Genomic DNA, 23,006 nt, shown 5'->3' on the forward strand with positions numbered 1-23,006 from the left:
GGTATGAAAAACATGTTAAAATAAAAATTTTGGAAAATGATTGGAATGTGTTGTCATATTTAAGATAATTTTGTAAGATTAAACTTGTTTCTTGTGAACAAATATAAAACTGAATTATTAAAAATAAAAAATGTAAGATTTATATGTTATAATTTTTCCTATGTGTAAATTTTAGAAAGTTGGAGGAACCTATGGAAGAAACAATTAGTCTAAAAGAGTTATTTCATATCTTAAAAAAACGTTTAGCGATGATCCTCGTAATCGCCTTTGGTGCAGCTATTGTAAGTGCTATCATTAGCTTTTTCTTCATGACACCAATCTATCAATCTTCGACGCAAATTCTTGTTAATCAGAAGAAACAAGAAGGTGCAATGTTCCAAGCTGGTGAAATTCAAACGAATATTCAATTAACGAATACATATAAGGTTATTATTAAAAGTCCAGTAATCTTAGAACAAGTGAATGAAAAATTAAATTTAAATATGACATCTCAAGCGCTAACAGGAAAGATTAATGTTGCGAATGAAAAGGATTCACAAGTAATCTCTGTAACAGCTGAGGATAAAGATCCAAAACTAGCTCGCGATATTGCGAATGCAACTGCAGATGTATTTAAAGGTGAAGTTGCAAAAATTATGAACGTTGATAACGTGACAGTAATATCTAAAGCAGAAGTTGCAGAAAATCAATCTCCGATTAAACCAGCGCCTATGCTTAATGTAGCAATTGCTTTCATTGTTGGTTTAGTGGCTTCAGTTGGTCTTGCATTCTTACTAGAATACTTAGATAACACAGTGAAAAAAGAAGAGGATGTAGAAAACTTACTTGGTTTACCAGTGTTAGGTATCGTTGCTCGTATGGATGAAGAAACAATGAACGTGAAATCGCACGCTCCATCATCAAGAAAAGTGAGGGGACAAACAATTGGCTCTTAATTTATTTAAAAAGAAAAAAAATCATCGTCAACGTCGTCAATTAATTGCTCATCAACAACCGAAATCACCAATTTCAGAACAATATCGTAATATTCGAACGAATATTGAATTTGCAGCTATTGATACGAATTTACATTCATTAATGGTTACGTCTGCAAACCCAAGTGAAGGGAAAACGACAACGACAGCGAATATGGCAGTTGTTTTTGCTCAACAAGGAAAAAAAGTATTATTAATTGATGCAGATATGCGTAAACCAGCAATGCATCAAATGTTCCAAGTAGATAATATTTTTGGACTCACGAACGTATTAACACATAGTGAACATTTAGAAAAATGTGTACAAACGACATCTGTAGACAATCTACACTTTTTAGCTTGTGGCCCAATCCCACCAAACCCGGCCGAATTGTTAGGTTCAAAATCAATGAAAGAACTTCTTGGACAAGCATACAGTATGTACGATCTAGTTATTTTTGATATGCCACCAATTTTAGCTGTAACCGATGCGCAAATTATGGCAAATGTATGCGATGCATCTATTCTTGTTGTTCGTAGTGAATCAACAGAGAAAGAAACAGCGGTAAAAGCAAAAGGATTATTGGAGTCTGCAAAAGGTAAATTGTTAGGTGTTGTTCTAAACGATCGTGAACGTGAAGAAGGCTTATATTATTATTACGGTGCAAACTAGTCAAAAGAGTGAGATATGGTTGAAACATATCTCCTTTTTTCCCTTGAATATGAGCGATATCTCATATTCAAGGGAAAAAAGATCTTTATAGGAGAGAGGGAGGATGAAACAAATGATAGATTTACATTGTCACATTTTACCTGGTATCGATGATGGTGCGCAGACAGTAACAGATAGTTTAGCAATGGCGCAACAAGCCGTGTCAGAAGGAATACATACAATTGTCGCAACGCCACATCATCAAAATGGAAAATATGTAAATGAACGTACCTCAATTATTCATCACGTAAAACAACTAAATGATGAACTACAACAACATAATATTCCACTTACCATTTTACCTGGGCAAGAGGTCAGGTTATATGGCGATTTATTAGAAGACTATGAAGCTGATAAAATTGTTACTTTAAATGAAACAAATAAATATATATTCATTGAATTTCCATCGAATCACGTACCTCGTTATGCCGAACAATTATTATACGAATTACGTGTAAAAGGAATGATTCCAATTATTGTTCATCCAGAACGTAATGCCGAGTTAATCGAGCGGCCAGATAAGTTATATAACCTTGTAAATAAAGGGGCATTAACGCAAGTGACAGCAGGTAGTTTATTAGGGAAATTCGGTAAAAAAATTAAAAAGTTTTCACTTCAACTTGTAGAACATAATTTAACGCATATGGTCGCTTCAGATGCACATAACACGACGTCGAGAGGATTTCATTTAGCAGAAAGCTATGAACTAATTGAGAAAGAATTTGGAATGAGTATTATGAGCGATTTGAAAGAGAATCCATATTTATTAATTAGCGGGAAGGCAATTTACAAAGAAGATCCAGAACAAATTCGCCGTAAAAAATTGTTTGGTATTTTTTAAATAAAAATTGGTGATGTCTCCTAACCGTTATCAATGGGGGCACTCGGTCGTGCTGTGGGTAGAAATTTTTATTTCGAACCTACCTTAGACGCTTGTCGTCGGGAGTATGACGTGAGGATGGGTTAGATGCCCATAATTTATTTACGGTAGAAACTCTACCTATGGAGTTATAACTATGACTCCATAGATAGGGTTTTTGTTATTGTTACATATAGATATAATAATATGTTTGGGGGTACTAGATTTGAAAAAAGTAAGAAAAGCAATTATTCCAGCTGCGGGACTGGGGACAAGGTTTTTACCAGCAACAAAAGCAATGCCGAAAGAAATGCTACCTATCGTTGATAAGCCGACAATTCAATACATAGTAGAAGAAGCGATAGAATCAGGAATTGAAGATATTATTATTGTTACTGGAAAAGGAAAACGTGCTATTGAAGATCATTTTGATCATTCTTTCGAATTAGAACAAAACCTTTTAGAAAAAGGGAAGTATGAAATGCTTGAAAAAGTACAAGCTTCTTCAAAAATTAATATTCATTACATAAGACAAAAGGAACCAAAAGGGTTAGGACACGCAGTATGGTGTGCGCGTAAATTTATTGGAAATGAACCATTTGCGGTATTACTTGGTGATGATATTGTTCAAGCAGAAACGCCATGTTTACGTCAATTAATGGATCAATATGAAGGAACACATTCATCTGTTATCGGTGTACAAACAGTACCAGAAAATGAAACACATCGTTACGGTATTATCGATCCAGTTGAACAAAATGATCGCCGTTATCAAGTGCGTCAATTTGTAGAAAAGCCAACAGAAGGAACAGCACCATCAAATTTAGCAATTATGGGACGTTACGTATTAACGCCAGAAATTTTTGCGTTTCTTGAAAATCAACAAACAGGTGCTGGGGGGGAAATTCAATTAACAGATGCGATTCAACGTTTAAATGAAATTCAGCGTGTATTTGCTTATGACTTTGAGGGTACACGTTACGATGTTGGGGAGAAGTTTGGATTTATTAAGACGACAATTGAAATGGCACTTCAAAATGAAGAGTTAAATGAAGAGTTGATGAATTATATGAAAGAACTTGTAAAAAAGGAAGAGGTACATTCATAAGAGAATGTCCTTTTTTATTATGAATAAGATAAGAATTATATAAAGAAGGGAACAGATATATTGAGTTATCGAAAACGGCTCTCATTATTGATTTTATTAGATTCATTTATCGTATTAACTGCCGTGTATTTAAGTTATTGGTTTATACATCCAAATGTATTAAACAAAATTCCTATGACAGTAGTTATTAGTTCTATTACATTATTGTGTAGTCATCATGTTTTTGCAGCTATTTATAAGTTGTATAACAAGGCGTGGGAATATGCAAGTATTGGTGAATTAAAACAAATATTTAAAGCAATTACATTATCGATTTTAGTAACAGCAATTGTTCAGCAAATTATAAATCATGATGTTTATGTTCGAATTTTAGCAATTGCATGGATGTTACATTTATTATTAATCGGCGGTTCTCGTTTCGTATGGCGCATGTTCCGTGATACGTATATTACCAAAGCTACCAACGATAAAAAACGAACATTGATTATTGGTGCAGGTTCAGCAGGAACGATGGTAGTACGTCAATTGCAACATAATAAAGAAGCAGATTTATATCCAATTGCGTTTGTCGATGATGATAGAAACAAACAAAAATTAGAAATTTATAATGTGCCGGTTGTTGGTACAACAAATCACATTCAAGAAATTGTAGAAGATAATGATATAGAACATATTATTATTGCAATCCCTTCATTAAATAGAGGTCAAATAAACGAGATTTTTGAGAAGTGTAGAAAAACGAAGGCAAAAACACAAATTGTACCGATGCTTGAAGATCTTTTAGATGGAAAACTCTCTGTTAATGAATTCCGAGATGTACAAGTAGAAGATTTATTGGGTAGAGAACCAATAAAGCTAGATGATGCAGGAATTGGAGAGAAGATTACCGGTAAAACAATTTTAGTAACAGGTGCTGGTGGATCAATTGGATCAGAAATCTGTCGTCAAGTGATGAAATACAAACCAGCTAAAATTGTTCTTTTAGGACATGGTGAAAACAGCATTTATAATATCGAAATGGAAATGAGAGTTACATATAAAGATACGGTTGAAATTATAACAGAAATCGCTGATATTCAAGATCGTCATAAAATCTTTGAAATAATGAAAAAGCATCAACCGTATATTGTGTATCATGCAGCTGCACATAAGCATGTTCCTTTAATGGAACGTAATCCAGAAGAAGCTGTGAAAAATAATATTTTTGGTACGAAAAATGTAGCTGAAGCGGCAGATACGTTTAAAGTGAATACGTTTGTAATGGTTTCTACAGATAAAGCTGTAAATCCGACAAATGTAATGGGGGCTACAAAACGATTTGCAGAAATGATTGTGCAGCATATGGCATCGGTTAGTACTGGTACACGTTTTGTTGCGGTTAGATTTGGTAATGTTCTTGGAAGTAGGGGAAGTGTAATTCCTCTATTTAAGAAACAAATTCAAAAGGGTGGACCTGTAACAGTTACTCACCCTGATATGATTCGTTACTTTATGACAATACCAGAAGCTTCAAGATTAGTTATTCAGGCAGGCACACTGGCTAGGGGTGGAGAATTGTTCGTGCTAGATATGGGGGCCCCAGTAAAGATTGTAGATTTAGCTAAAAATTTAATTACTCTTTCAGGTTTTTCTATTAAGGAAATTGGAATTGAATTTACTGGATTAAGACCAGGTGAAAAAATGTATGAAGAGTTATTAAATGAAGGTGAAATTCATCCCGAACAAATTTTCCCTAAAATTCATATAGGAAAAGCTGTTTTAATTGATCAAGGGATTTTAAGGCAGTTTATGAATGACTTTGAAGGAATTAGTAAAGAAGAAATAAGAGAACGACTATTAGATATTGCAAATAATAAAGTAAATATTAAAAATTAATTCAAGGGAAGGAAGTTTTAAAAATGGGAGACAGAATATTTCTTTCATCGCCACATATGAGTGACGAAGGTTATGAAATGCATTATGTGAAGGAAGCTTTCGATACAAATTGGATTGCACCACTTGGGGAAAATGTAAATGGATTTGAAAGAGAATTAGCTATGAAAGTAGGATCTAATGCAGCAGCAGCACTATCTTCTGGAACAGCTGCAATTCATATGGCTTTAAAAGCAGCAGGAGTAGGGGAAGGTGATGTTGTTTTTTGTCAAACACTTACATTTTCAGCTACAGCAAATCCAATTATTTATCAAAATGCTACTCCTGTTTTCATAGATAGTGATTATGAAACTTGGAATATGTGTCCTAAAGCATTAGAAGAGGCTTTTAAAAAGTATCCAAATGTAAAGGCAGTTATAGTAGTTCATCTTTATGGTCTTTCGGCAGATATGGATAAGATTATTGAACTTTGTAAAAAATACGATGTTACTTTAATTGAAGATGCTGCTGAATCTTTGGGAACTTATTATAAAGGTAAACATACGGGTAGTTTTGGAGATTATGGTATCTTTTCTTTTAATGGTAATAAGATTATTACTACTTCTGGTGGTGGTATGCTTGTTTCTAATGATGAAGAAAGAGTTTCAAAGGTAAGGTTTTGGGCTACTCAAAGTAGAGACCAGGCAAGACATTATCAACACAGTGAATTAGGATTTAACTATCGTATGAGTAATGTAGTTGCTGGAATTGGAAGAGGGCAACTTAAAGTATTAAATCAAAGGGTTCAGAAGAAAAGAGACATATTCGATTTTTATAAGAGAGAATTAGAAAATCTTGAAGGAATTGAATTTATGCCTAGTAATGAGTGGAATGAACCAAACTATTGGCTAAGCTCTATGACACTAAACGGTAAGATCCGTCCAATAGATGTGATGGAAGCCCTTGAAAAAGAAAATATTGAATCTAGACCGGTTTGGAAGCCAATGCATATGCAGCCGTTCTTTGAGAAATATGATTTTGTTGGTACAGATGTATCAGAAAAACTTTTTGAGAATGGCATATGTTTACCAAGCGATACGAAGATGACAGAAGCAGATTTAGAAAAAGTGGTGAAAATTATTAAAGGGTTGTGGATAGCATAATGAGGAGTTCTAAAATTGGCATCTATGGTAGGTTTATAAAAAGGCCGATGGATTTTATACTGTCTTTAATTGCTATTATAATGCTTAGTCCGGTATTCCTTATAGTGGCTTTTCTTGTGAAAACAAGATTGGGTAGTCCGGTATTATTTAAACAAGAGAGACCTGGATTAAATGGAACTATTTTTAAAATGTATAAATTTAGAACAATGACAGATGAAAAAAATGAAAATGGTGAGCTATTACCTGATAGTGTGAGGCTTACTAAGTTCGGTAAGTTTTTACGTTCGACATCACTTGATGAATTACCTGGGCTGTTTAATATTTTTAAAGGTGATATGTCAATTATAGGACCAAGGCCTTTATTAGTTCAGTATTTACCACTATACAATGAACATCAAAAGCGTCGTCATGAAGTTAGGCCCGGATTGTCAGGGTTAGCGCAAGTCAATGGTCGGAATGCTATTAGTTGGGAAGAGAAATTTAATTACGATGTAGAGTATGTAGATAATGTAAGTTTTACTACGGATTGGAAGATTATCCTTTTAACAATTAAGAAGGTTTTTATTAGAGAAGGAATTAATTCAGAAACTGCAGCTACAATGGAATATTTTGAAGGTAGTAAAGTGAGGGAAAATAATGAGAGAAATTAATATTTTAATTTTAAGTGCGGGAAGACGCGTAGAGCTAGTGCAACATTTTCAAAAAGCAATGAGAGATTTAAATGTTAAAGGTAATATTGTAGCAGGTGACTGTTCTAATACGGCACCAGCGCTATATTTTGCAGATAGAACTTGTAAGTTACCACGAATTAGTGAACCAAATTATATTGAAGAGATTATAAACATCTGTAATCAAGAAAATATTTCGTTAATTGTCCCAACGATTGATACAGATTTATTGCTACTTGCGGAGAACAAGGAGTTTATTGAAGAAAAAACGCATGCTAAGGTATTGATATCCGATTCAAAGGTTATTAAAATTTGCAGGGATAAAATCAATACACAAAGATTTTTAGAAGAAGAAGGTTTTGGAGTTCCAAAAATGTATACAGATGAGGAATTAATTTGTGGGGAGAACATACAGTTTCCTTTATTTATCAAACCTAAATCTGGAAGTTCAAGTGTTAATACATTTAAAGTAAATAATTTAGCGGAATTAAAGACATATAAAAGTTTTATCAATGAGCCCCTGATCCAAGATTTTATGGAAGGGGAAGAATTTACGGTTGATGTATTTTTAGATTTTCAAGGGAATGTAATTACAGTAGTTCCACGATTAAGAATAGCTACACGTAGTGGTGAAATTTCAAAAGGGAAGATTGTAAAGGATCGAGAGATTATTAATGATGTAATTAAATTAATGAAGACACTCCAGCCAACTGGACATATAACTGTTCAACTTATGAAGACAAAGAAGGGGATTGAGTACATTGAAATCAATCCAAGATTCGGTGGAGGAGCTCCAATGAGTATTCAAAGTGGTGCAGATTCATGTGGTAATTTGTTGCGTTTATTAATGGGACAAACATTAAACTATAATGAAAACTATCGAGAAAACCTTACATTTATTAGGTTTGATAGTAGTATATGTTTAGATGAGAACATGGAGTTAGTAAAATGATAAAATCAGTTATATTTGATTTAGATGATACACTTATCTCTGAGAAAAGGTATATCGAAAGTGGCTATAAACATATCTCAAAATTACTAAGTAAAAAACTTCAAAAAGATGAACAAGAACTGTATCAAATATTAATAACCTTATTTAATGAGGATACTAAAAATGTATTTAATAGAATGTTTGATATGATTGGAGTTATCTATAATCAAAATGATGTATTAGAACTAGTAGAAGCTTATCGTAACCATGTGCCAACGATAGATTTTTTTGAGGATGTATTACCATGTCTGAAAAGCCTAAAGGAAAAAGGGTTAAATTTAGGTATTATAACAGATGGTTATGCAAATGCTCAGCAACAAAAAATAGATGCAATAAAGGCCAGTAATTATTTTGATGAAATTATTATCACTGATAAATTGGGAAGAGAGTTCTGGAAGCCACACCCTAGGGCATTTGAGACTATGAAAGAAAAATTAAACACTGAATTTAATGAAATGATTTATATTGGAGATAATCCAGAAAAAGATTTTCATATAAGTTCTATTTATCCAATACAGACTGTAAGAATTTATCGGGATGGAGTTTATAGTGAAAAGAGTTATTTGAATGAAGTTAAGGAAGATTATTCAGTTTATTCTTTGAAGGAATTGAATCAGATAATTAATAAGAAGCTTTGTAAATAGTAAGTTTATTGCGGATGTAACAAAAACTTGTTTCTAAGATAAGAGTATAATTGGTCATGGTTAATAAGGAGAAGGTGTTAGAAGTAATTCTAGATAGGAGATTAGAGAGTTAAAAATGAAAATATTATATGTTACGACCATATCCAATACTGTAAATACTTTTTTAATACCACATATACAACTTTTAGTGGAACAAGGGCATCAGGTTGATATGGCCTTTAATATTGTGCAAGAGGTTAATCCTGAACTAATTAAAATGGGATGCAAAATACACAATATAGAATTTCAACGCTCTCCCTTGGATAGAAAAAATTATTTAGCATATAAAAATTTGAAAAAGCTTATAAAAAACGAGGGATATGATTTAATTCATACACACACACCTGTTGCTTCAGCATGTGTGAGGCTTGCATGTAAGAAAATGCAGGGTGTAAAGGTAATATACACTGCACATGGATTTCATTTTTTCAAAGGTGCTCCACTTATAAATTGGTTGGTATATTATCCTATCGAAAAATGTTTAGCAAGGTATACTGATATACTTATTACTATAAATAAAGAAGACTATAATAGAGCCAAAAGTTCTTTTAAAGCGGATAGAGTGGTGTATATTCCTGGAGTAGGGCTTGATACCCAAAGGTTTGATACGATACTTGTAGATAAATCATTGAAACGTAAGGAGCTGGGATTGCCAGAAGATGCTGTCATTATTCTATCGGTTGGTGAACTTAATAAAAATAAAAATCATGAAACTGTTATTAGAGCGCTAGCAAAGTTAAATAATCCAGCTATTTATTATGTAATATGTGGACGGGGACCTTTAGAAGATAATTTAAGAAGCTTGTCTAAAGAATTAGGATTAGAGAATCGTGTGAAGCTATTAGGGTATCGTAAAGATATAATTGAAATCTGTAAGGCAGCAGAGATCTTTGTATTTCCTTCATTTAGGGAAGGATTATCTGTGGCTTTGATGGAAGCGATGGCATGTGGTTTACCGGTTATTTGTTCAGATATCAGAGGGAATAGAGATTTAATGGAAAATAGTGAAAGTGGCCAGTTAGTAAAACCAAATGATTTTGAAGAGTTTGCTAAGAGTATTAATAAGGTTCTAATGTGTAATGGGAATAGGATTGACGTGAATAATAAAGAGGCTATTAAAGCTTTTGATATTAGGAACATTGTACAAAGAATGCAGGAAATATATTCACAAGTTCAGTTAGATAAAACATCAAATGAAATTTTAACTAAAGACAAAGATTATAGAGAGGGGGAAGTTTAATGCCAAAGATATCGGTAATAATGGGTGTTTACAATGGAGCTAATAAAATAAAAACTGCAATTAAATCAATACTTGAGCAAACATTTACTGATTTTGAATTAATTATATGTGACGACGGCTCAACTGATAATAGCATTGAAATAATTGAAAAATGGGTTGCTAAAGATAATAGAATTAAATTTATACGCAATCCAAAGAATTCAGGGCTTGCCCCAACGCTTAATAACTGTTTAAAGATAGCTAAAGGAGAATATATAGCTAGAATGGATGATGATGATATTTCACATCTAAACAGATTTGAAAAACAAGTGGATTTTTTAGATTCCCATTTAGAGTATGCAATAGTAGGCACGAGCCGAAATATGTATGATGATAATGGTGTTTGGGGGAAAAGTATAGAAGAGGGTGAAAGAACACCTCTTGATATTTATCTTGGAAAAACTTTCGCCCATCCATCAGTAATGATGCGGAAACAAGCCGTGGTTGATGTTGGGGGATATACAACAGGTCCCGAAACTGAAAGGACGGAAGATTTTGATTTATGGTGTAAATTATATGAAAAAGGCTATAAAGGATTTAACCTTGGGGATATATTATTTGATTATTATGAATCAAGAGGTTCATATGGTAAACGAAAATATAAATATCGATTTTGTGAATATAGGCTTAAAAAGAAGTGGCGTAGAAAGCTGAATATTCCTGTGAAATATTCTATATATGCGTATAGACCCCTTCTTGTAGGATTAATACCTACAAAAATGCTCATGAAGCATCATGAAAAAATTTTTCAGAAATAAATTAATCGAATAAAAAGCTAAGATTACATCGTTCCTATTCTTGATGAGGTCATAAATAATGGTTGTGATTAGCTGGAAATAACAGGAGTGTAGGTGGAAATTGGAAATGAAAAAAGTGATGTTTGTAATTGGGGTTCTTAGTAATGGTGGGGCAGAAAGAGTAATATCCATTTTAGCAAAAGAGATGATTAGAAAAGGGTATGAAGTTAGTATTGTTACAGTTTTTGGTGATAATAACAATTATGTAACTGACAAAAGGATTACGCTATATCCAATAAATCAGAAATACAAAAATAAAATGCTAAGGGTCATGGGGATATTGCGTAGGACTCGTCAATTAATTAAACAGCAGAATCCAGATTTAATTATTTCTTTTGATACAACAATTAATATATATACTATTGTATCACGTACTTTTTTACCAAATAAATTGATAGTATCGGAGAGAAATGATCCCTACCAATATCCTGGAAGTAAAGGGATAAGAAAAGTAAGAGATTTTTTATATAGGTTTTGTGATGGATTTGTTTTTCAAACAGAGGATGCAAAGAAATATTTTTCATCTCGGATACAAGAAAAAGGAGTTGTAATTCCAAATCCTATCATATCTGATTTACCCTATTGGAATGAGAATAGTTCAGAAAAGACAATCATCACAGCTAGTAGGTTAAATAGACAAAAAAATCTCCCAATGCTAATAAATGCTTATTCAAGGATAAAGGATAGTTTTCCAGAATATAAACTTAAAATATTTGGTGTAGGAGAATTACGAGAGGAATTATTAAATCAAATAGAGCATTTGGGATTAAGTGATAAGGTTACAATACCGGGATTTTCTAATGATATTCATACTGAGATGGCGAATTCAGATTTATTTGTTATTCCCTCCGATTATGAAGGGATTTCAAATTCTATGCTTGAAGCATTGGCTATAGGGGTACCAGTAATTTCAACTGATTCACCTATAGGTGGAGCAAAGATGTTTATTAAGAATGAAGAGAATGGGATACTTATAAAAGTCAGAGATACTGATGGATTAGTTCAAGCAATGAATCAGATTTTATCTGATAAAAAATTCGCAAAAAATCTATCATATGAAGCACGCAAAATAAGAAAAGATTTACAATCAGAGAAAATCGCAAAAATTTGGGTAGAGTTTGCCCAAAAAATTTATAGAGGTAATCATGAGTGGTAATCGATATATTCAAAAGGTGGAAATAAAAAGGCGAAATATGGAAATCGGGAGCATTACTATTTTATTAGCGGTGTTCGGATACCTATTATACCTAATGACGTTGTCATTAGGTAACACTGTTGCAAGTTATAATGAAATAATTTTCGCGCTTAGCTGGTTGGGAATTTTCTTGGCGGTATATGTTATTACAACGTGGTATAAATTATCAGGAACTATATTCTCTCCGTATACGATATTCATGTTATTTTTCTTTCTATTTAACTTTGGGCAGTGTTTTATGTGGGCATTTGGTATCCATAACCCATCTGAAATTGGAAAAGTACCTATGTTTAATGGGTTTGGAACACCAAGTGGTGAGGATATTGTTCATGCTCAAGGATTAACGCTGGCATGTATTTTAATGTTTCATAGCGGTGCAGTTTTATGTTATAAGAACAGAGCTAAGAAAAGTGTCAAAGCGATGGAAGATAACCCTACTATTTTTAAGGATTACAATAAAAGAACTTTGAATTCAATATTTTACGTTTGCTTAATAGTGAGCTTAGTAGTTATTCCTCTTGAATTATACAATAGCTATTCAGAACTTCGGTTAGCAAGTATTTATGGATATAATTCTTTATATTATTCAGATTTAGCTAGCACTGATGCGACGTTTATAGGTTTGTTGCAAAGAATGTTCTTCCCATGTTTAGTGGGGCTATTAATAGGTAGTAAGTACAATAGAAAGGTTCAAGTAGTTGTTTATATAATTTTTTCTATCTATATGTTTTTAAACTTGCTTGCTGGAGATAGGGGATCGTGGGTGTATAAAATCATAATTTTAGCTTGGCTTAGTCATGCATGCTATAAACCGATAAAGTTTAAGAAGTTCGTGAAATATATGGTTGTTGGTATTGTTTTTTTATATTTCATTACAGCCATAGTATCTGTAAGAGATACGGGTTTATCTAGTGCTACTATTGCGCAGGCATTTGAATCCATCTCTTTTGAGGAATCACCTATTATAGGGGCTATTTTTGAAATGGGTGGTTCAATGAAACCTGCTATTGTATTACAAAAGTATGGGTGGGATGTATGGCCCTATGGTAATACTTATTTGCTTGCCATACTTGGGATGGTCACAAATAAGGTTATATATCTTTTAGATATTCCGTTTGCTTTACCAAGTGCATGGTTTTCCCAGGGGTATTTAGGGTTATCTTGGGGAGCTGGTTTCTCTATTGTTGCTGAAGCTTTACTAAATGCAGGACCATTTTTTGCGCCTCTAATATTAATTATTGTGGGTTATTTAGTTACATCGATGATATATATAGATAAAACAATGATTTATATGGAAAGGCCACTTAAATTCTTTTTTGTTGCATCAACTTTGCATTTTTTTATTCCAATGACAAGAAATGAATTACATGTCCAATTAAAAGATTGGTTTTATGGTTTGCTTGTTCTATGTATTCTTATATTAATAGTGAGAAACCTGCCATTTAGATCGAGTAATAATAGTGTTAATATTAGGAAATAAATGTGTTGCAGATTATCAACGTTTAATCTGAATTGAACTGCACTCCAATTGTTAGACATAGTGCAACAATTGGAGTGCAGCTTTTTGGGTTAAAGATCAATATAAGGATGTACTCGTAAAAAATAAAAGTTAAGAATCAAAAGATAGGTTGAGATTGAAGTGTTACAAGCTAAATCAGTGAGACCTCGTATAGAAACGTGTACTTAGAAAAGGTGAATACTGTAGTACGAAAAAAGGGAACATTACCAAGCAGGAAAAAGCCCATGTAATCTATGAACTAAGGTTCAAAATCCCCAATATAAAACCATTGTTACTTACTTTATATTCCTAAAAGTAGAATTTATGTATAAGTGAATTTTTAATTATTTTGGAATTTAAGTTGTTGTTCGACAAAAGTATATTTAGTCTTAAGTTATGTTTAGTATTAGAAACACATTGAATCATCTGATTTTTAGCACTCATTTAGGATGATATGAATGATTGTTTATTTTAGAATAGAAAGGGAAATTATTATCTTATGCTAGGAAGCAGTTTTAATAAAAAGGTTGGCATTTATTTTATTGGTATGTTGTCCTCAAAAGTATTATCGGTATTGTTAATCCCAATATATGCATTTTACGTTTCGGCAGATATTTTAGGGTATTACGATTATACACTTACAATCATGAGTATTCTAATCCCGTGTATATATATTGCAATTTGGGAGGCAGTCTTAAGGTTTATATTATCGGAAAAAGATGAAATTGAAAAAAAGACAGCAATTGCAACATCAGCGATTTTTAGTTTGTTTATGACATGCATCCTTATAATAGGGATAGTTATATATGGGAATCTATTTATGGATGAAACAAGGGTTATGTTATCAATAGCTATAATGTTTGCAAGCTATGGATTAGCAAATATATGGCAATATTTCGCAAGAGCTTTCGAGGAAAATAGAGTTTATGTATACGCAGGTATAATTGGTACAATAATTAATTTTATTTTAGTAGTGCTATTGGTTTGCATTTTTAAGTTAGGAATTCAAGGGCTTTTCATTTCTTATATTTTTGGACAAGCTTCAATTTTGATTTTCATTGAAAGTAAAATAAATGTTTGGCAGTATATTAAAATGAAATACTTTAAGATTGATATGCTTAAAAGGATGTTGATGTTTTCAGCCCCTTTAGTACTCAATTTAACTTCAATATGGTTAATGTCTGCATTTGGAAGATTTATTATTACAAAAAAGATAAGTATGGATGCAAATGGGCTCTTCTCATTTGCAAGTAAATTTTCTTTAATTGTAACCATGATAGGGTCAGTTGTGACTATGGCGATTATTGAAGAGGCTATTACTTCAGCAAAAACAAAGGGATTTAATTCTAATTTCACTAGAACGATAGAAAGTATTTTTAAGATATTTCAATCAATAATTTTAATTGCGGTTCCCTTAATAGTAATTTTTTATAATATTATTCATAAGACGGATTACTATACTTCAATGCAGTATGCACCTTGGTTATTGCTATATGCAGTTGCTACAACTATGTCATCCAATTTGGGTTCGGTTTTCCAGGCCATAAATAAGACAAAGTATCAATTTACAACGACTGTAATGGGTGCTTTGGTTACTGTAGCTTTATCTTACGGGTTAATTTCCATAATTGGGATTTACGCAGTTATTATTGGTCAAATCATGGGTGGTATAGTCATGATGTTGATGCGTTATAGATTGATTAATAAATATATAGATTTTAAAATGGAATGGATGCCAATTGTAGGAATGACGGCTTTGTTTTTGGGAATTACTGTGGTATGTTTGAACTCGAATTTAGTTATTAATATAATTATTTTGTTATTGATAATGGTATTTTTAGGTTATCAAAACTGGAATTATGTGAAGCAAGGATATCGACTCATCAGGAATCGATTTTGATTATAGAAATAAAAAGAAGGGGAAGGTGTAACCATGTATAAAATAGCAGTGGCTGGAACAGGTTATGTTGGTCTAGTAGCAGGTGTATGTTTTGCAGAAGTTGGGCATCAAGTAACTTGCGTGGATATCGATGAAAAAAAAGTAGATTTAATGAAATCCGGCGTTTCACCAATTTATGAAGCTGATTTAGAGAATTTAATGCAGAAAAATTATGCTGGAGGAAGAATTAATTATACAACGGATTACAAGTTAGCATACAAAGATGCAGATGCTATTTTTATTGGAGTTGGGACTCCAGAACAAGCTGATGGTTCTGCAAACCTTTCATATATTGCAACCGTGGCAAAACAAATCGCTGAAAGTGTAGAAAGAGATTGTCTTGTTGTTGTAAAATCAACTGTTCCAATTGGAACAAATGATAAAGTGGAGCAGTTTATTCAAGACTTTTTAGTTAATAATGTGAAAGTTGAAGTGGCATCAAACCCAGAATTTTTAGCTCAAGGTTCCGCTGTTCATGATACGTTATATGCAGAAAGAATTGTTATCGGTACAGAAAGTAAATGGGCAGAAGAAGTATTAACGAATCTTTATAAGCCATTTCATTTACCTATCGTTTCAGTAAACAGACGTTCAGCTGAAATGATTAAATATGCATCTAATGATTTCCTAGCTCTTAAAATTTCTTACATGAATGATATTGCAAATCTTTGTGAATTGGTCGGAGCAGATATTCAAGATGTTGCAAAAGGTATGAGTTTTGATGAGCGTATTGGAAGTAAGTTTTTAAATGCAGGTATTGGATTTGGAGGTTCATGCTTCCCTAAAGATACGAAAGCATTAGAATATTTAGCAAGACAAAATGGTTACGAGTTAAGAACAGTAAAGGCTGCAATTGATGTGAATAAAGATCAAAAGACTTTATTATACAAAAAGGCGAGTCAGCGGTTAATTACTTTTAACGGTCTTAAAGTAGCGGTGTTGGGTTTAACATTTAAACTTGGTACAGATGATTTAAGAGAAGCTGCATCCCTTGAAAATATTCCTCTATTATTAGAGCAAGGTGCAGACATTTATGCTTTTGATCCGGTCGGTGCAAATAATTTTGCAAAAGTATATCCTGAGGGAAGAAATAAGAATGGAAATATCACATATGTTACAGACATTGAACAGGCGTTAGAAGGGGCAAATGTTTGCTTTATCTTCACCGAGTGGGGAGAAGTGAAAGCATTAACTCCAGAGATTTATAAAAAGTTAATGAGAACACCACTAATTTATGATGGAAGAAATATTTATGATGTTCGAGCAATGCAGGGAGTGGGCGTAGAATACCATTCTGTAGGCAGAAAATCAACAAATAGAGACCATATTAAGGAGTTGAATGACGTTGAAATACAAACCTCTAGATAATAGTAAAACATATCTTATTACTGGAGCAGCTGGTTTTATAGGATACTTTCTATCTGAAAAATTACTAGAGCAAGGTTGCAAAGTAATAGGTATTGATAACGTAAATGATTATTATGATGTGAATCTTAAATATGCTCGTCTAGAGCAACTTAAGCCATATGAGAATTTCACCTTTATTAAAGGTGATATTTCTGAGAAGGATATGATTACGAGGCTTTTTGAAGAGTACAAGCCCAATATTGTAGTGAATTTAGCTGCACAAGCGGGTGTAAGATATTCGATTGAAAATCCAGATGTATACATTCAAAGTAATATCATTGGTTTTTATAATATTCTTGAAGCATGTAGACATTTCCCTGTTGATCATCTTGTATACGCATCATCAAGTTCTGTTTATGGAGCTAATAAAAAGGTACCATTTGAGGAAACAGATTTTGTAGACAACCCAGTCTCGCTTTATGCTTCTACTAAGAAATCAAATGAGTTAATGGCTCATACATATAGTCACTTGTACCAAATCCCTGCAACTGGACTTCGTTTCTTTACAGTGTATGGTCCTATGGGGCGCCCGGATATGGCTTATTTTGGCTTTACTAATAAATATTTTGCTGGTGATTCGATTAAAATATTTAATAATGGTGATTTTGAAAACGATCTGTATCGTGATTTTACTTATATAGATGATATCGTTGAAGGAATTCAACGACTTTTAAGTAATCCACCTCAAGATGATGTTAAGCATAAAGTATTCAATATTGGAAATAATAACCCTGAAAAACTAATGGTGTTTATCGAAACGTTAGAGAAGACACTAGGTAAAGCGCTAGGGAGAGAAGTTGCATTTGAAAAGGTATTTGAGCCTATCAAACCAGGAGATGTACCAGCTACTTATGCATCTACAGATTTATTACAGAAGGCTGTAGATTTTAAACCTGAAACATCTATAGAAAAAGGTTTACAAGAGTTCGCTAATTGGTATGTAGAGTATTATAAAATGAAATAATCTGGTTATAGTCTAGCATCCTTAGTATAATAGACTAAAGTGTTATTTTTATTATCTGGATATTTATTCAGAGTGATGGAAAGAAGAGGTCTATAATAATGAAAAAGAAAATCCTACTTTGGATATTAGGAATCATAGGAGTATTAGTTATAGGTGGAGGAGTTTACGCTTATAATGTATATTCTAAAGTCTCAAATACATTAAATGAAGTTCATAAACCTTTAGAGCGTGATAAAAATAATAAACAAGAAGCAAAAATTAATAAATCTGAACCAGTTTCAATTCTATTACTAGGTGCCGATGAGCGCGGTGAAGACAAAGGACGTTCAGATTCCTTAATGGTCATTACATTAAATCCTAAAAATAATTCAATGAAAACAGTAAGTATCCCACGTGATACTTATACTGAAATTGTTGGAAAAGGTAAAAGTGATAAAATCAACCATGCTTATGCATTTGGCGGTGTAGATATGTCTGTAGCGACAGTGGAAAAATTCTTAAATATTCCTATTAATTATTATATTGAAGTGAATATGGAAGGATTTAAAGATATTGTTGATGCAGTAGGCGGTGTAGATGTTAACAATGATTTGGAATTTTCACTTGATGGACATCATTTCCAGAAGGGGAGTGTTCATCTCACAGGTGACCAGGCCCTAGCATTCACACGTATGCGTAAAGAAGACCCACGCGGTGACTTCGGACGTCAAATGCGTCAGCGCCAAGTGATGCAAGCTGTTATTAAGAAAGGCGCAACTTTCTCTTCTTTAACAAGTTATGGTGATGTATTAACAGCAATCCAAAAGAACGTGAAAACAAACTTAACGCAAGATCAAATGTTTGATATGCAAAAGAATTATAAAGATTGTCTGCAGAATAGTGAAGATATCCAAATCTCAGGTGACGGTCACATAGCAGCTGATGGTATTTGGTACTACTACGTTCCAGATGCTGCAAAACAAGATTTAACGAATAAGTTAAGAGCGCATCTTGAAGTGACTAAGTAATATGTAATAACCCAACTCCTTTGGAAGGAGTTGGGTTTATTTTTGCATGGATTTATATTAGTATTATATATTGTGAGATTAATAGATGAGGTGAATCGATGAATAAGAAAGCAGTACTTGTCCTTGTTATTTTTGTATTGTTTGTTGCTTCGGTTGTGAGTGGTAAACTGTACTGGAATAAGAAGATTGCGAATGCAACAGGACAAACACAAACGAGTGAAGTAACGAAAACAAAGGCTGAAGTGAAAGATAGCGGAGCAAAGAAAGAAGAGAAGAAAGAAGAGAAGAAAGAAGAGAAAAAACAAGATGCGAAGTCATCTTTTAATGAGGCATACGCGAAGAACTTGCCAGATGCAGTGAAAGAGAAGTTAAAGAAAGCTGCTGAGGATAAAAAGGCAGTAAATCTTGTTATTGTTGGTGATGAAGCTTCTTCATCTGAAAAGGGTGCTTGGGCAGCTAAGTTAACGTCTAATTTAGAAACTGCTTACGGTAAAGGTTTATGGAATGTGACTGTAAAGGAATATAAGGGTGAAAGCACAGAAGAGTTAATCGCGAATAAGCGTGATAAAGAGATTGCGAAAGAGAATCCAGATGTGATTTTATTTGAGCCACCATTTATTACTGATAACGGTAAAACTGGTAATGGGAACTCTGTCGCAAATACACAGAAGTTCGTTCAAGCACTTTCTACTAGTGCAAAGGGTGCTACGATTATGATTCAACCATCAAATCCAGTGTATGGTGCGAAAAATTATCCGAAATCCATTGAAGCATTAAAACAATTTGCAACACAAAATAATTATACATATATTGATCATTGGGGAGCATGGCCAGATGCAACAACAAAGGCAATTTTACCATACTTACAAGAAGAGTTTGGTTTCCCGAGTGCGAAAGGATATGACGTTTGGGCGAAATATGTAACTGATTATTTCGTTGCTAAGTAAAAAGGAAGTTTCAAGGGGTAATCATTTCTGTTGTGATTGCCTCTTTTTTGTTAATAAGCTATAACAATGGAGGTATACTCATGACCATACTTGTAACAGGTGGAGCAGGATATATTGGTAGTCATACATGTGTAGAATTACTAAATAGCGGTTACGAAATTATAGTAGTGGATAATCTTTCGAATAGCTCAGTAGAATCTATAAATCGAGTGAAAGAAATAACAGGAAAACAATTTAAGTTTTATAAAGAAGATGTTTTAAATCGCGAAGCGCTTGACGCAATTTTTGAAGAAAATGCAATTGAAGCAGTTATTCACTTTGCAGGATTTAAAGCTGTAGGGGAGTCAGTAGCGATTCCATTAACATATTATCACAACAACATTACAAGCACGTTAGTGCTATGTGAAGTAATGCAGAAACATAATGTAAAGAAGATAATCTTTAGTTCATCTGCAACTGTATATGGTATCCCGGAAACGTCACCGATTATGGAGGAGTTTCCATTAAGTGCAACAAATCCATATGGTCAAACGAAATTAATGATTGAGCAAATTATGCGTGATGTAGCATTTGCAGATGCAGAATGGAGTATCGCGTTACTTCGCTATTTCAATCCATTTGGTGCACACGAAAGTGGGCGTATCGGAGAAGATCCAAATGGAATCCCAAATAACTTAATGCCATATGTAACGCAAGTAGCAGTAGGTAAGTTAAAAGAATTAAGTGTATTCGGAAATGACTATTCAACAAAAGATGGAACAGGAGCCCGTGATTACATCCATGTTGTGGACTTAGCAAATGGTCACGTAAAGGCGCTTGAAAAAGTACTGAGTACAACAGGAATAGATGCTTATAACCTTGGCACAGGCGTGGGCTATAGTGTACTAGAGATGGTTGAAGCGTTTGAAAAAGTTTCGGGCAAGAAAGTTCCTTATAAAATTACAGAGCGTCGTCCAGGTGATGTGGCAGTATGTTTTGCTGATGCATCGAAAGCAAAGCGTGAATTAGGCTGGGAGGCAACACGCGGATTAGAAGAGATGTGTGCAGATTCTTGGAAATGGCAATCAAATAATAAAAATGGATACATGGATAGTGAATTGTAAAAAACGTTGAGCTAAATCAAATGCTTATGATTTAATCTATTAGAGTTAATGACTCTTAATTTACAAGGTTAGATGTATAGAAAGTAGGAAGAAAATGAACTCAATCTTAATCTGTGGCGGAGCTGGCTACATCGGTTCTCACGCTGTGAAAAAATTAGTAGACGAAGGTTTATCGGTAGTAGTGGTAGATAACTTACAAACTGGTCATGAAGATGCAATTACGGAAGGCGTGAAGTTTTATAATGGCGATCTTCGTGATAAATCATTTTTAAGGGATGTTTTTAAACAAGAAAATATTGAGGCGGTTATGCACTTTGCAGCTGATTCTTTAGTTGGAGTTAGTATGGAAAAGCCCCTTCAATATTATAATAACAATGTGTATGGTGCACTTTGTTTATTAGAGGTAATGGATGAGTTTAAGGTAGATAAGTTCATTTTCTCTTCTACTGCGGCAACGTATGGTGAGGTAGATGTGGATCTTATTACTGAGGAAACGATGACAAATCCTACGAATACGTATGGAGAGACGAAGTTAGCAATTGAGAAGATGCTTCATTGGTATAGTCAGGCTTCAAATTTACGTTATAAGATCTTTAGATACTTTAACGTGGCTGGTGCAACTCCAGGTGGTATTATTGGAGAAGATCATCGCCCAGAGACACATTTAATTCCTCTTGTGTTGCAAGTGGCTTTAGGTCAACGTGAGAAGATTATGATGTTTGGTGATGATTATAATACACCAGATGGTACTTGTATCCGTGATTATATTCATGTTGAAGATTTAGTAGCGGCTCATTTCTTAGGGCTTAAAGACTTACAGAACGGCGGAGAGAGTGATTTCTATAACTTAGGAAATGGTAATGGTTTTAGTGTAAAGGAAATCGTTGATGCAGTTCGTGAGGTTACAAATCATGAAATTCCTGCTGAGGTAGCACCGCGCCGTGCGGGCGATCCAGCACGTTTAGTTGCTTCTTCTCAGAAAGCGAAAGAGAAGTTAGGATGGGATCCTAATTATGTAAATGTGAAAACAATTATTGAGCATGCTTGGAATTGGCATCAAAAGCAACCGAATGGATATGCTAAATAAATATAATAAGTGAAAGAGAGGGTATCGTCGACAAAATATGTTCGACAATACCCTCTCTTTTTTTATAGGATTTTTGCTATACTAAACTGTACTATAATACATGATGGAAGGAGGAAAATGATGAAAATACTTGTGGTTGATGATGAATCGAGTATTCGTAATTTGATTCGGATGCAGTTGGAGATGGAAGGTTATGAAGTATTGGCAGCGGCTGATGGGAGAGAAGCTTTAGAGCGATGGAATGAAGGGCCAGATGTATTGATTTTGGATGTTATGCTTCCGGATACGGATGGGTATGAGTTGCTTCGTTTGTTCCGTGAGAGGGATAGGGATATTCCGGTGCTTATGTTAACGGCAAAGAGTCAGATGAATGATAAGTTGCTTGGCTTGCAGCTTGGTGCTGATGATTATGTGACGAAGCCGTTTAATTATGCGGAGCTTATTCTTCGAGTTAAGAATATGGCGCGGCGTGTAAAGAAGACGGAGACTGCTGTAAGTCATGAAGTAATTGGGGCTGGAGAGATCGTGATTTGTCCTAAGGAAAGAAAGGTACATGTGAGTGGACAAGAGATTCAGTTAACGTACCGAGAGTTTAATTTATGTCAGTTATTTGTTTCAAATCCGCAGCGTGTGTTTATGAGGGATGAGTTGCTTGAGAAAGTATGGGGATTTGAGTATATCGGAAATACGAGAGCAGTTGATATTATGGTGCAGAGACTTCGCAAGAAGCTTGGGACGAGCGGAGAATATATTAAGACAATTTATGGCGTTGGCTATAAACTGGATTGTTAAGTG

General features: G+C 33.7%; 21 protein-coding genes. All 21 read left to right on the forward strand.

The genetic code is table 11. The annotated features are described in order from the left end of the window. The first annotated feature begins 191 nt into the window (after positions 1–191). The 21 genes from ACS2FK_RS10225 to ACS2FK_RS10325 all read left to right on the forward strand — a co-directional run bounded on the left by ACS2FK_RS10225 (position 192) and on the right by ACS2FK_RS10325 (position 23,003). The gene (locus tag ACS2FK_RS10225; protein ID WP_063549145.1) at positions 192–935 is read left to right on the forward strand and encodes a YveK family protein; all 744 of its coding nucleotides are present in this window, start codon (positions 192–194) and stop codon (positions 933–935) included. Next, positions 925–1,626, forward strand: coding sequence for a CpsD/CapB family tyrosine-protein kinase (locus ACS2FK_RS10230; RefSeq protein WP_001207145.1), 702 nt, complete (start codon positions 925–927; stop codon positions 1,624–1,626). Before ACS2FK_RS10225 ends, ACS2FK_RS10230 begins: the two co-directional genes overlap by 11 nt. Before the next feature lie 112 nt (positions 1,627–1,738). Beyond that, positions 1,739–2,506, forward strand: a complete 768-nt coding sequence (locus ACS2FK_RS10235) for a tyrosine-protein phosphatase (RefSeq protein ID WP_063549386.1) — start codon at positions 1,739–1,741, stop codon at positions 2,504–2,506. Positions 2,507–2,750: 244 nt separating this feature from the next. Beyond that, a complete protein-coding gene (bpsC, locus tag ACS2FK_RS10240; protein WP_063549143.1) occupies positions 2,751–3,632 on the forward strand; it encodes a UTP--glucose-1-phosphate uridylyltransferase BpsC in 882 nt (293 codons plus the stop codon). 60 nt (positions 3,633–3,692) lie between these two features. Then, on the forward strand, positions 3,693–5,507 hold the full coding sequence (locus ACS2FK_RS10245) for a polysaccharide biosynthesis protein (RefSeq protein WP_063549141.1): 1,815 nt from the start codon (positions 3,693–3,695) through the stop codon (positions 5,505–5,507). Positions 5,508–5,530: 23 nt separating this feature from the next. Further along, positions 5,531–6,646, forward strand: coding sequence for a DegT/DnrJ/EryC1/StrS family aminotransferase (locus ACS2FK_RS10250; protein WP_063549139.1), 1,116 nt, complete (start codon positions 5,531–5,533; stop codon positions 6,644–6,646). Beyond that, entirely contained in the window at positions 6,646–7,296 is a 651-nt protein-coding gene (locus ACS2FK_RS10255; protein ID WP_063549137.1) for a sugar transferase, read from the forward strand. Before ACS2FK_RS10250 ends, ACS2FK_RS10255 begins: the two co-directional genes overlap by 1 nt. After that, positions 7,283–8,266: an ATP-grasp domain-containing protein gene (locus ACS2FK_RS10260; protein WP_063549135.1), complete on the forward strand. Its 984-nt coding sequence runs from the start codon at positions 7,283–7,285 to the stop codon at positions 8,264–8,266. The genes ACS2FK_RS10255 and ACS2FK_RS10260 overlap by 14 nt, the downstream gene beginning before the upstream one ends. Beyond that, complete coding sequence (locus ACS2FK_RS10265; protein WP_063549133.1) at positions 8,263–8,949, forward strand: HAD family hydrolase; 687 nt, start codon at positions 8,263–8,265, stop codon at positions 8,947–8,949. Before ACS2FK_RS10260 ends, ACS2FK_RS10265 begins: the two co-directional genes overlap by 4 nt. 115 nt (positions 8,950–9,064) lie before the next feature. Next, the gene (locus ACS2FK_RS10270) at positions 9,065–10,228 is read left to right on the forward strand and encodes a glycosyltransferase family 4 protein (protein ID WP_063549131.1); all 1,164 of its coding nucleotides are present in this window, start codon (positions 9,065–9,067) and stop codon (positions 10,226–10,228) included. Then, a complete protein-coding gene (locus tag ACS2FK_RS10275; RefSeq protein WP_063549129.1) occupies positions 10,228–11,025 on the forward strand; it encodes a glycosyltransferase family 2 protein in 798 nt (265 codons plus the stop codon). The genes ACS2FK_RS10270 and ACS2FK_RS10275 overlap by 1 nt, the downstream gene beginning before the upstream one ends. A gap of 106 nt (positions 11,026–11,131) precedes the next feature. Then, positions 11,132–12,220, forward strand: a complete 1,089-nt coding sequence (locus tag ACS2FK_RS10280; RefSeq protein WP_000757395.1) for a glycosyltransferase — start codon at positions 11,132–11,134, stop codon at positions 12,218–12,220. Next, entirely contained in the window at positions 12,210–13,739 is a 1,530-nt protein-coding gene (gene wzy / locus ACS2FK_RS10285) for an O-antigen polysaccharide polymerase Wzy (protein WP_063549127.1), read from the forward strand. Before ACS2FK_RS10280 ends, wzy begins: the two co-directional genes overlap by 11 nt. Before the next feature lie 517 nt (positions 13,740–14,256). Further along, positions 14,257–15,657 carry a lipopolysaccharide biosynthesis protein gene (locus ACS2FK_RS10290; protein ID WP_063549123.1) on the forward strand — a complete coding sequence of 467 codons (1,401 nt, stop codon included), beginning with the start codon at positions 14,257–14,259 and terminating at the stop codon, positions 15,655–15,657. A 33-nt stretch (positions 15,658–15,690) separates the two neighbouring features. Then, positions 15,691–17,064, forward strand: coding sequence for a UDP-glucose dehydrogenase family protein (locus ACS2FK_RS10295; RefSeq protein WP_063553419.1), 1,374 nt, complete (start codon positions 15,691–15,693; stop codon positions 17,062–17,064). After that, the gene (locus ACS2FK_RS10300) at positions 17,042–18,067 is read left to right on the forward strand and encodes a GDP-mannose 4,6-dehydratase (protein WP_063549112.1); all 1,026 of its coding nucleotides are present in this window, start codon (positions 17,042–17,044) and stop codon (positions 18,065–18,067) included. The genes ACS2FK_RS10295 and ACS2FK_RS10300 overlap by 23 nt, the downstream gene beginning before the upstream one ends. A gap of 98 nt (positions 18,068–18,165) precedes the next feature. Beyond that, positions 18,166–19,074, forward strand: coding sequence for a polyisoprenyl-teichoic acid--peptidoglycan teichoic acid transferase TagU (gene tagU, locus ACS2FK_RS10305; RefSeq protein WP_063549110.1), 909 nt, complete (start codon positions 18,166–18,168; stop codon positions 19,072–19,074). Between the two features lie 98 nt (positions 19,075–19,172). Then, positions 19,173–20,021 carry an SGNH/GDSL hydrolase family protein gene (locus tag ACS2FK_RS10310; protein ID WP_063549108.1) on the forward strand — a complete coding sequence of 283 codons (849 nt, stop codon included), beginning with the start codon at positions 19,173–19,175 and terminating at the stop codon, positions 20,019–20,021. An 80-nt stretch (positions 20,022–20,101) separates the two neighbouring features. Continuing rightward, positions 20,102–21,124, forward strand: a complete 1,023-nt coding sequence (galE, locus tag ACS2FK_RS10315) for a UDP-glucose 4-epimerase GalE (RefSeq protein ID WP_063549106.1) — start codon at positions 20,102–20,104, stop codon at positions 21,122–21,124. 94 nt (positions 21,125–21,218) lie between these two features. Beyond that, positions 21,219–22,211 (forward strand): UDP-glucose 4-epimerase GalE, encoded by a 993-nt coding sequence (gene galE / locus ACS2FK_RS10320; RefSeq protein ID WP_063549103.1) that lies wholly within the window; start codon positions 21,219–21,221, stop codon positions 22,209–22,211. A 120-nt stretch (positions 22,212–22,331) separates the two neighbouring features. Next, positions 22,332–23,003 (forward strand): response regulator transcription factor, encoded by a 672-nt coding sequence (locus ACS2FK_RS10325; protein ID WP_063549101.1) that lies wholly within the window; start codon positions 22,332–22,334, stop codon positions 23,001–23,003. Positions 23,004–23,006 lie beyond the last annotated feature (3 nt).

It is taken from the genome of Bacillus cereus group sp. BceL220 (assembly GCF_051776965.1).
GTDB classification, from domain to species: Bacteria; Bacillota; Bacilli; order Bacillales; family Bacillaceae_G; genus Bacillus_A; species Bacillus_A cereus.

Coding starts and splice junctions, on each gene's coding strand:
- ACS2FK_RS10235 (WP_063549386.1), top strand. CDS start 1,739: ATGATAGATTTACATTGTCACATTTTACCTGGTATCGATGATGGTGCG.
- galE (WP_063549103.1), top strand. CDS start 21,219: ATGAACTCAATCTTAATCTGTGGCGGAGCTGGCTACATCGGTTCTCAC.
- ACS2FK_RS10250 (WP_063549139.1), top strand. CDS start 5,531: ATGGGAGACAGAATATTTCTTTCATCGCCACATATGAGTGACGAAGGT.
- ACS2FK_RS10255 (WP_063549137.1), top strand. CDS start 6,646: ATGAGGAGTTCTAAAATTGGCATCTATGGTAGGTTTATAAAAAGGCCG.
- ACS2FK_RS10280 (WP_000757395.1), top strand. CDS start 11,132: ATGAAAAAAGTGATGTTTGTAATTGGGGTTCTTAGTAATGGTGGGGCA.
- ACS2FK_RS10310 (WP_063549108.1), top strand. CDS start 19,173: ATGAATAAGAAAGCAGTACTTGTCCTTGTTATTTTTGTATTGTTTGTT.
- ACS2FK_RS10290 (WP_063549123.1), top strand. CDS start 14,257: ATGCTAGGAAGCAGTTTTAATAAAAAGGTTGGCATTTATTTTATTGGT.
- ACS2FK_RS10325 (WP_063549101.1), top strand. CDS start 22,332: ATGAAAATACTTGTGGTTGATGATGAATCGAGTATTCGTAATTTGATT.
- ACS2FK_RS10265 (WP_063549133.1), top strand. CDS start 8,263: ATGATAAAATCAGTTATATTTGATTTAGATGATACACTTATCTCTGAG.
- ACS2FK_RS10295 (WP_063553419.1), top strand. CDS start 15,691: ATGTATAAAATAGCAGTGGCTGGAACAGGTTATGTTGGTCTAGTAGCA.
- ACS2FK_RS10275 (WP_063549129.1), top strand. CDS start 10,228: ATGCCAAAGATATCGGTAATAATGGGTGTTTACAATGGAGCTAATAAA.
- ACS2FK_RS10270 (WP_063549131.1), top strand. CDS start 9,065: ATGAAAATATTATATGTTACGACCATATCCAATACTGTAAATACTTTT.
- galE (WP_063549106.1), top strand. CDS start 20,102: ATGACCATACTTGTAACAGGTGGAGCAGGATATATTGGTAGTCATACA.
- tagU (WP_063549110.1), top strand. CDS start 18,166: ATGAAAAAGAAAATCCTACTTTGGATATTAGGAATCATAGGAGTATTA.
- wzy (WP_063549127.1), top strand. CDS start 12,210: ATGAGTGGTAATCGATATATTCAAAAGGTGGAAATAAAAAGGCGAAAT.
- ACS2FK_RS10225 (WP_063549145.1), top strand. CDS start 192: ATGGAAGAAACAATTAGTCTAAAAGAGTTATTTCATATCTTAAAAAAA.
- ACS2FK_RS10260 (WP_063549135.1), top strand. CDS start 7,283: ATGAGAGAAATTAATATTTTAATTTTAAGTGCGGGAAGACGCGTAGAG.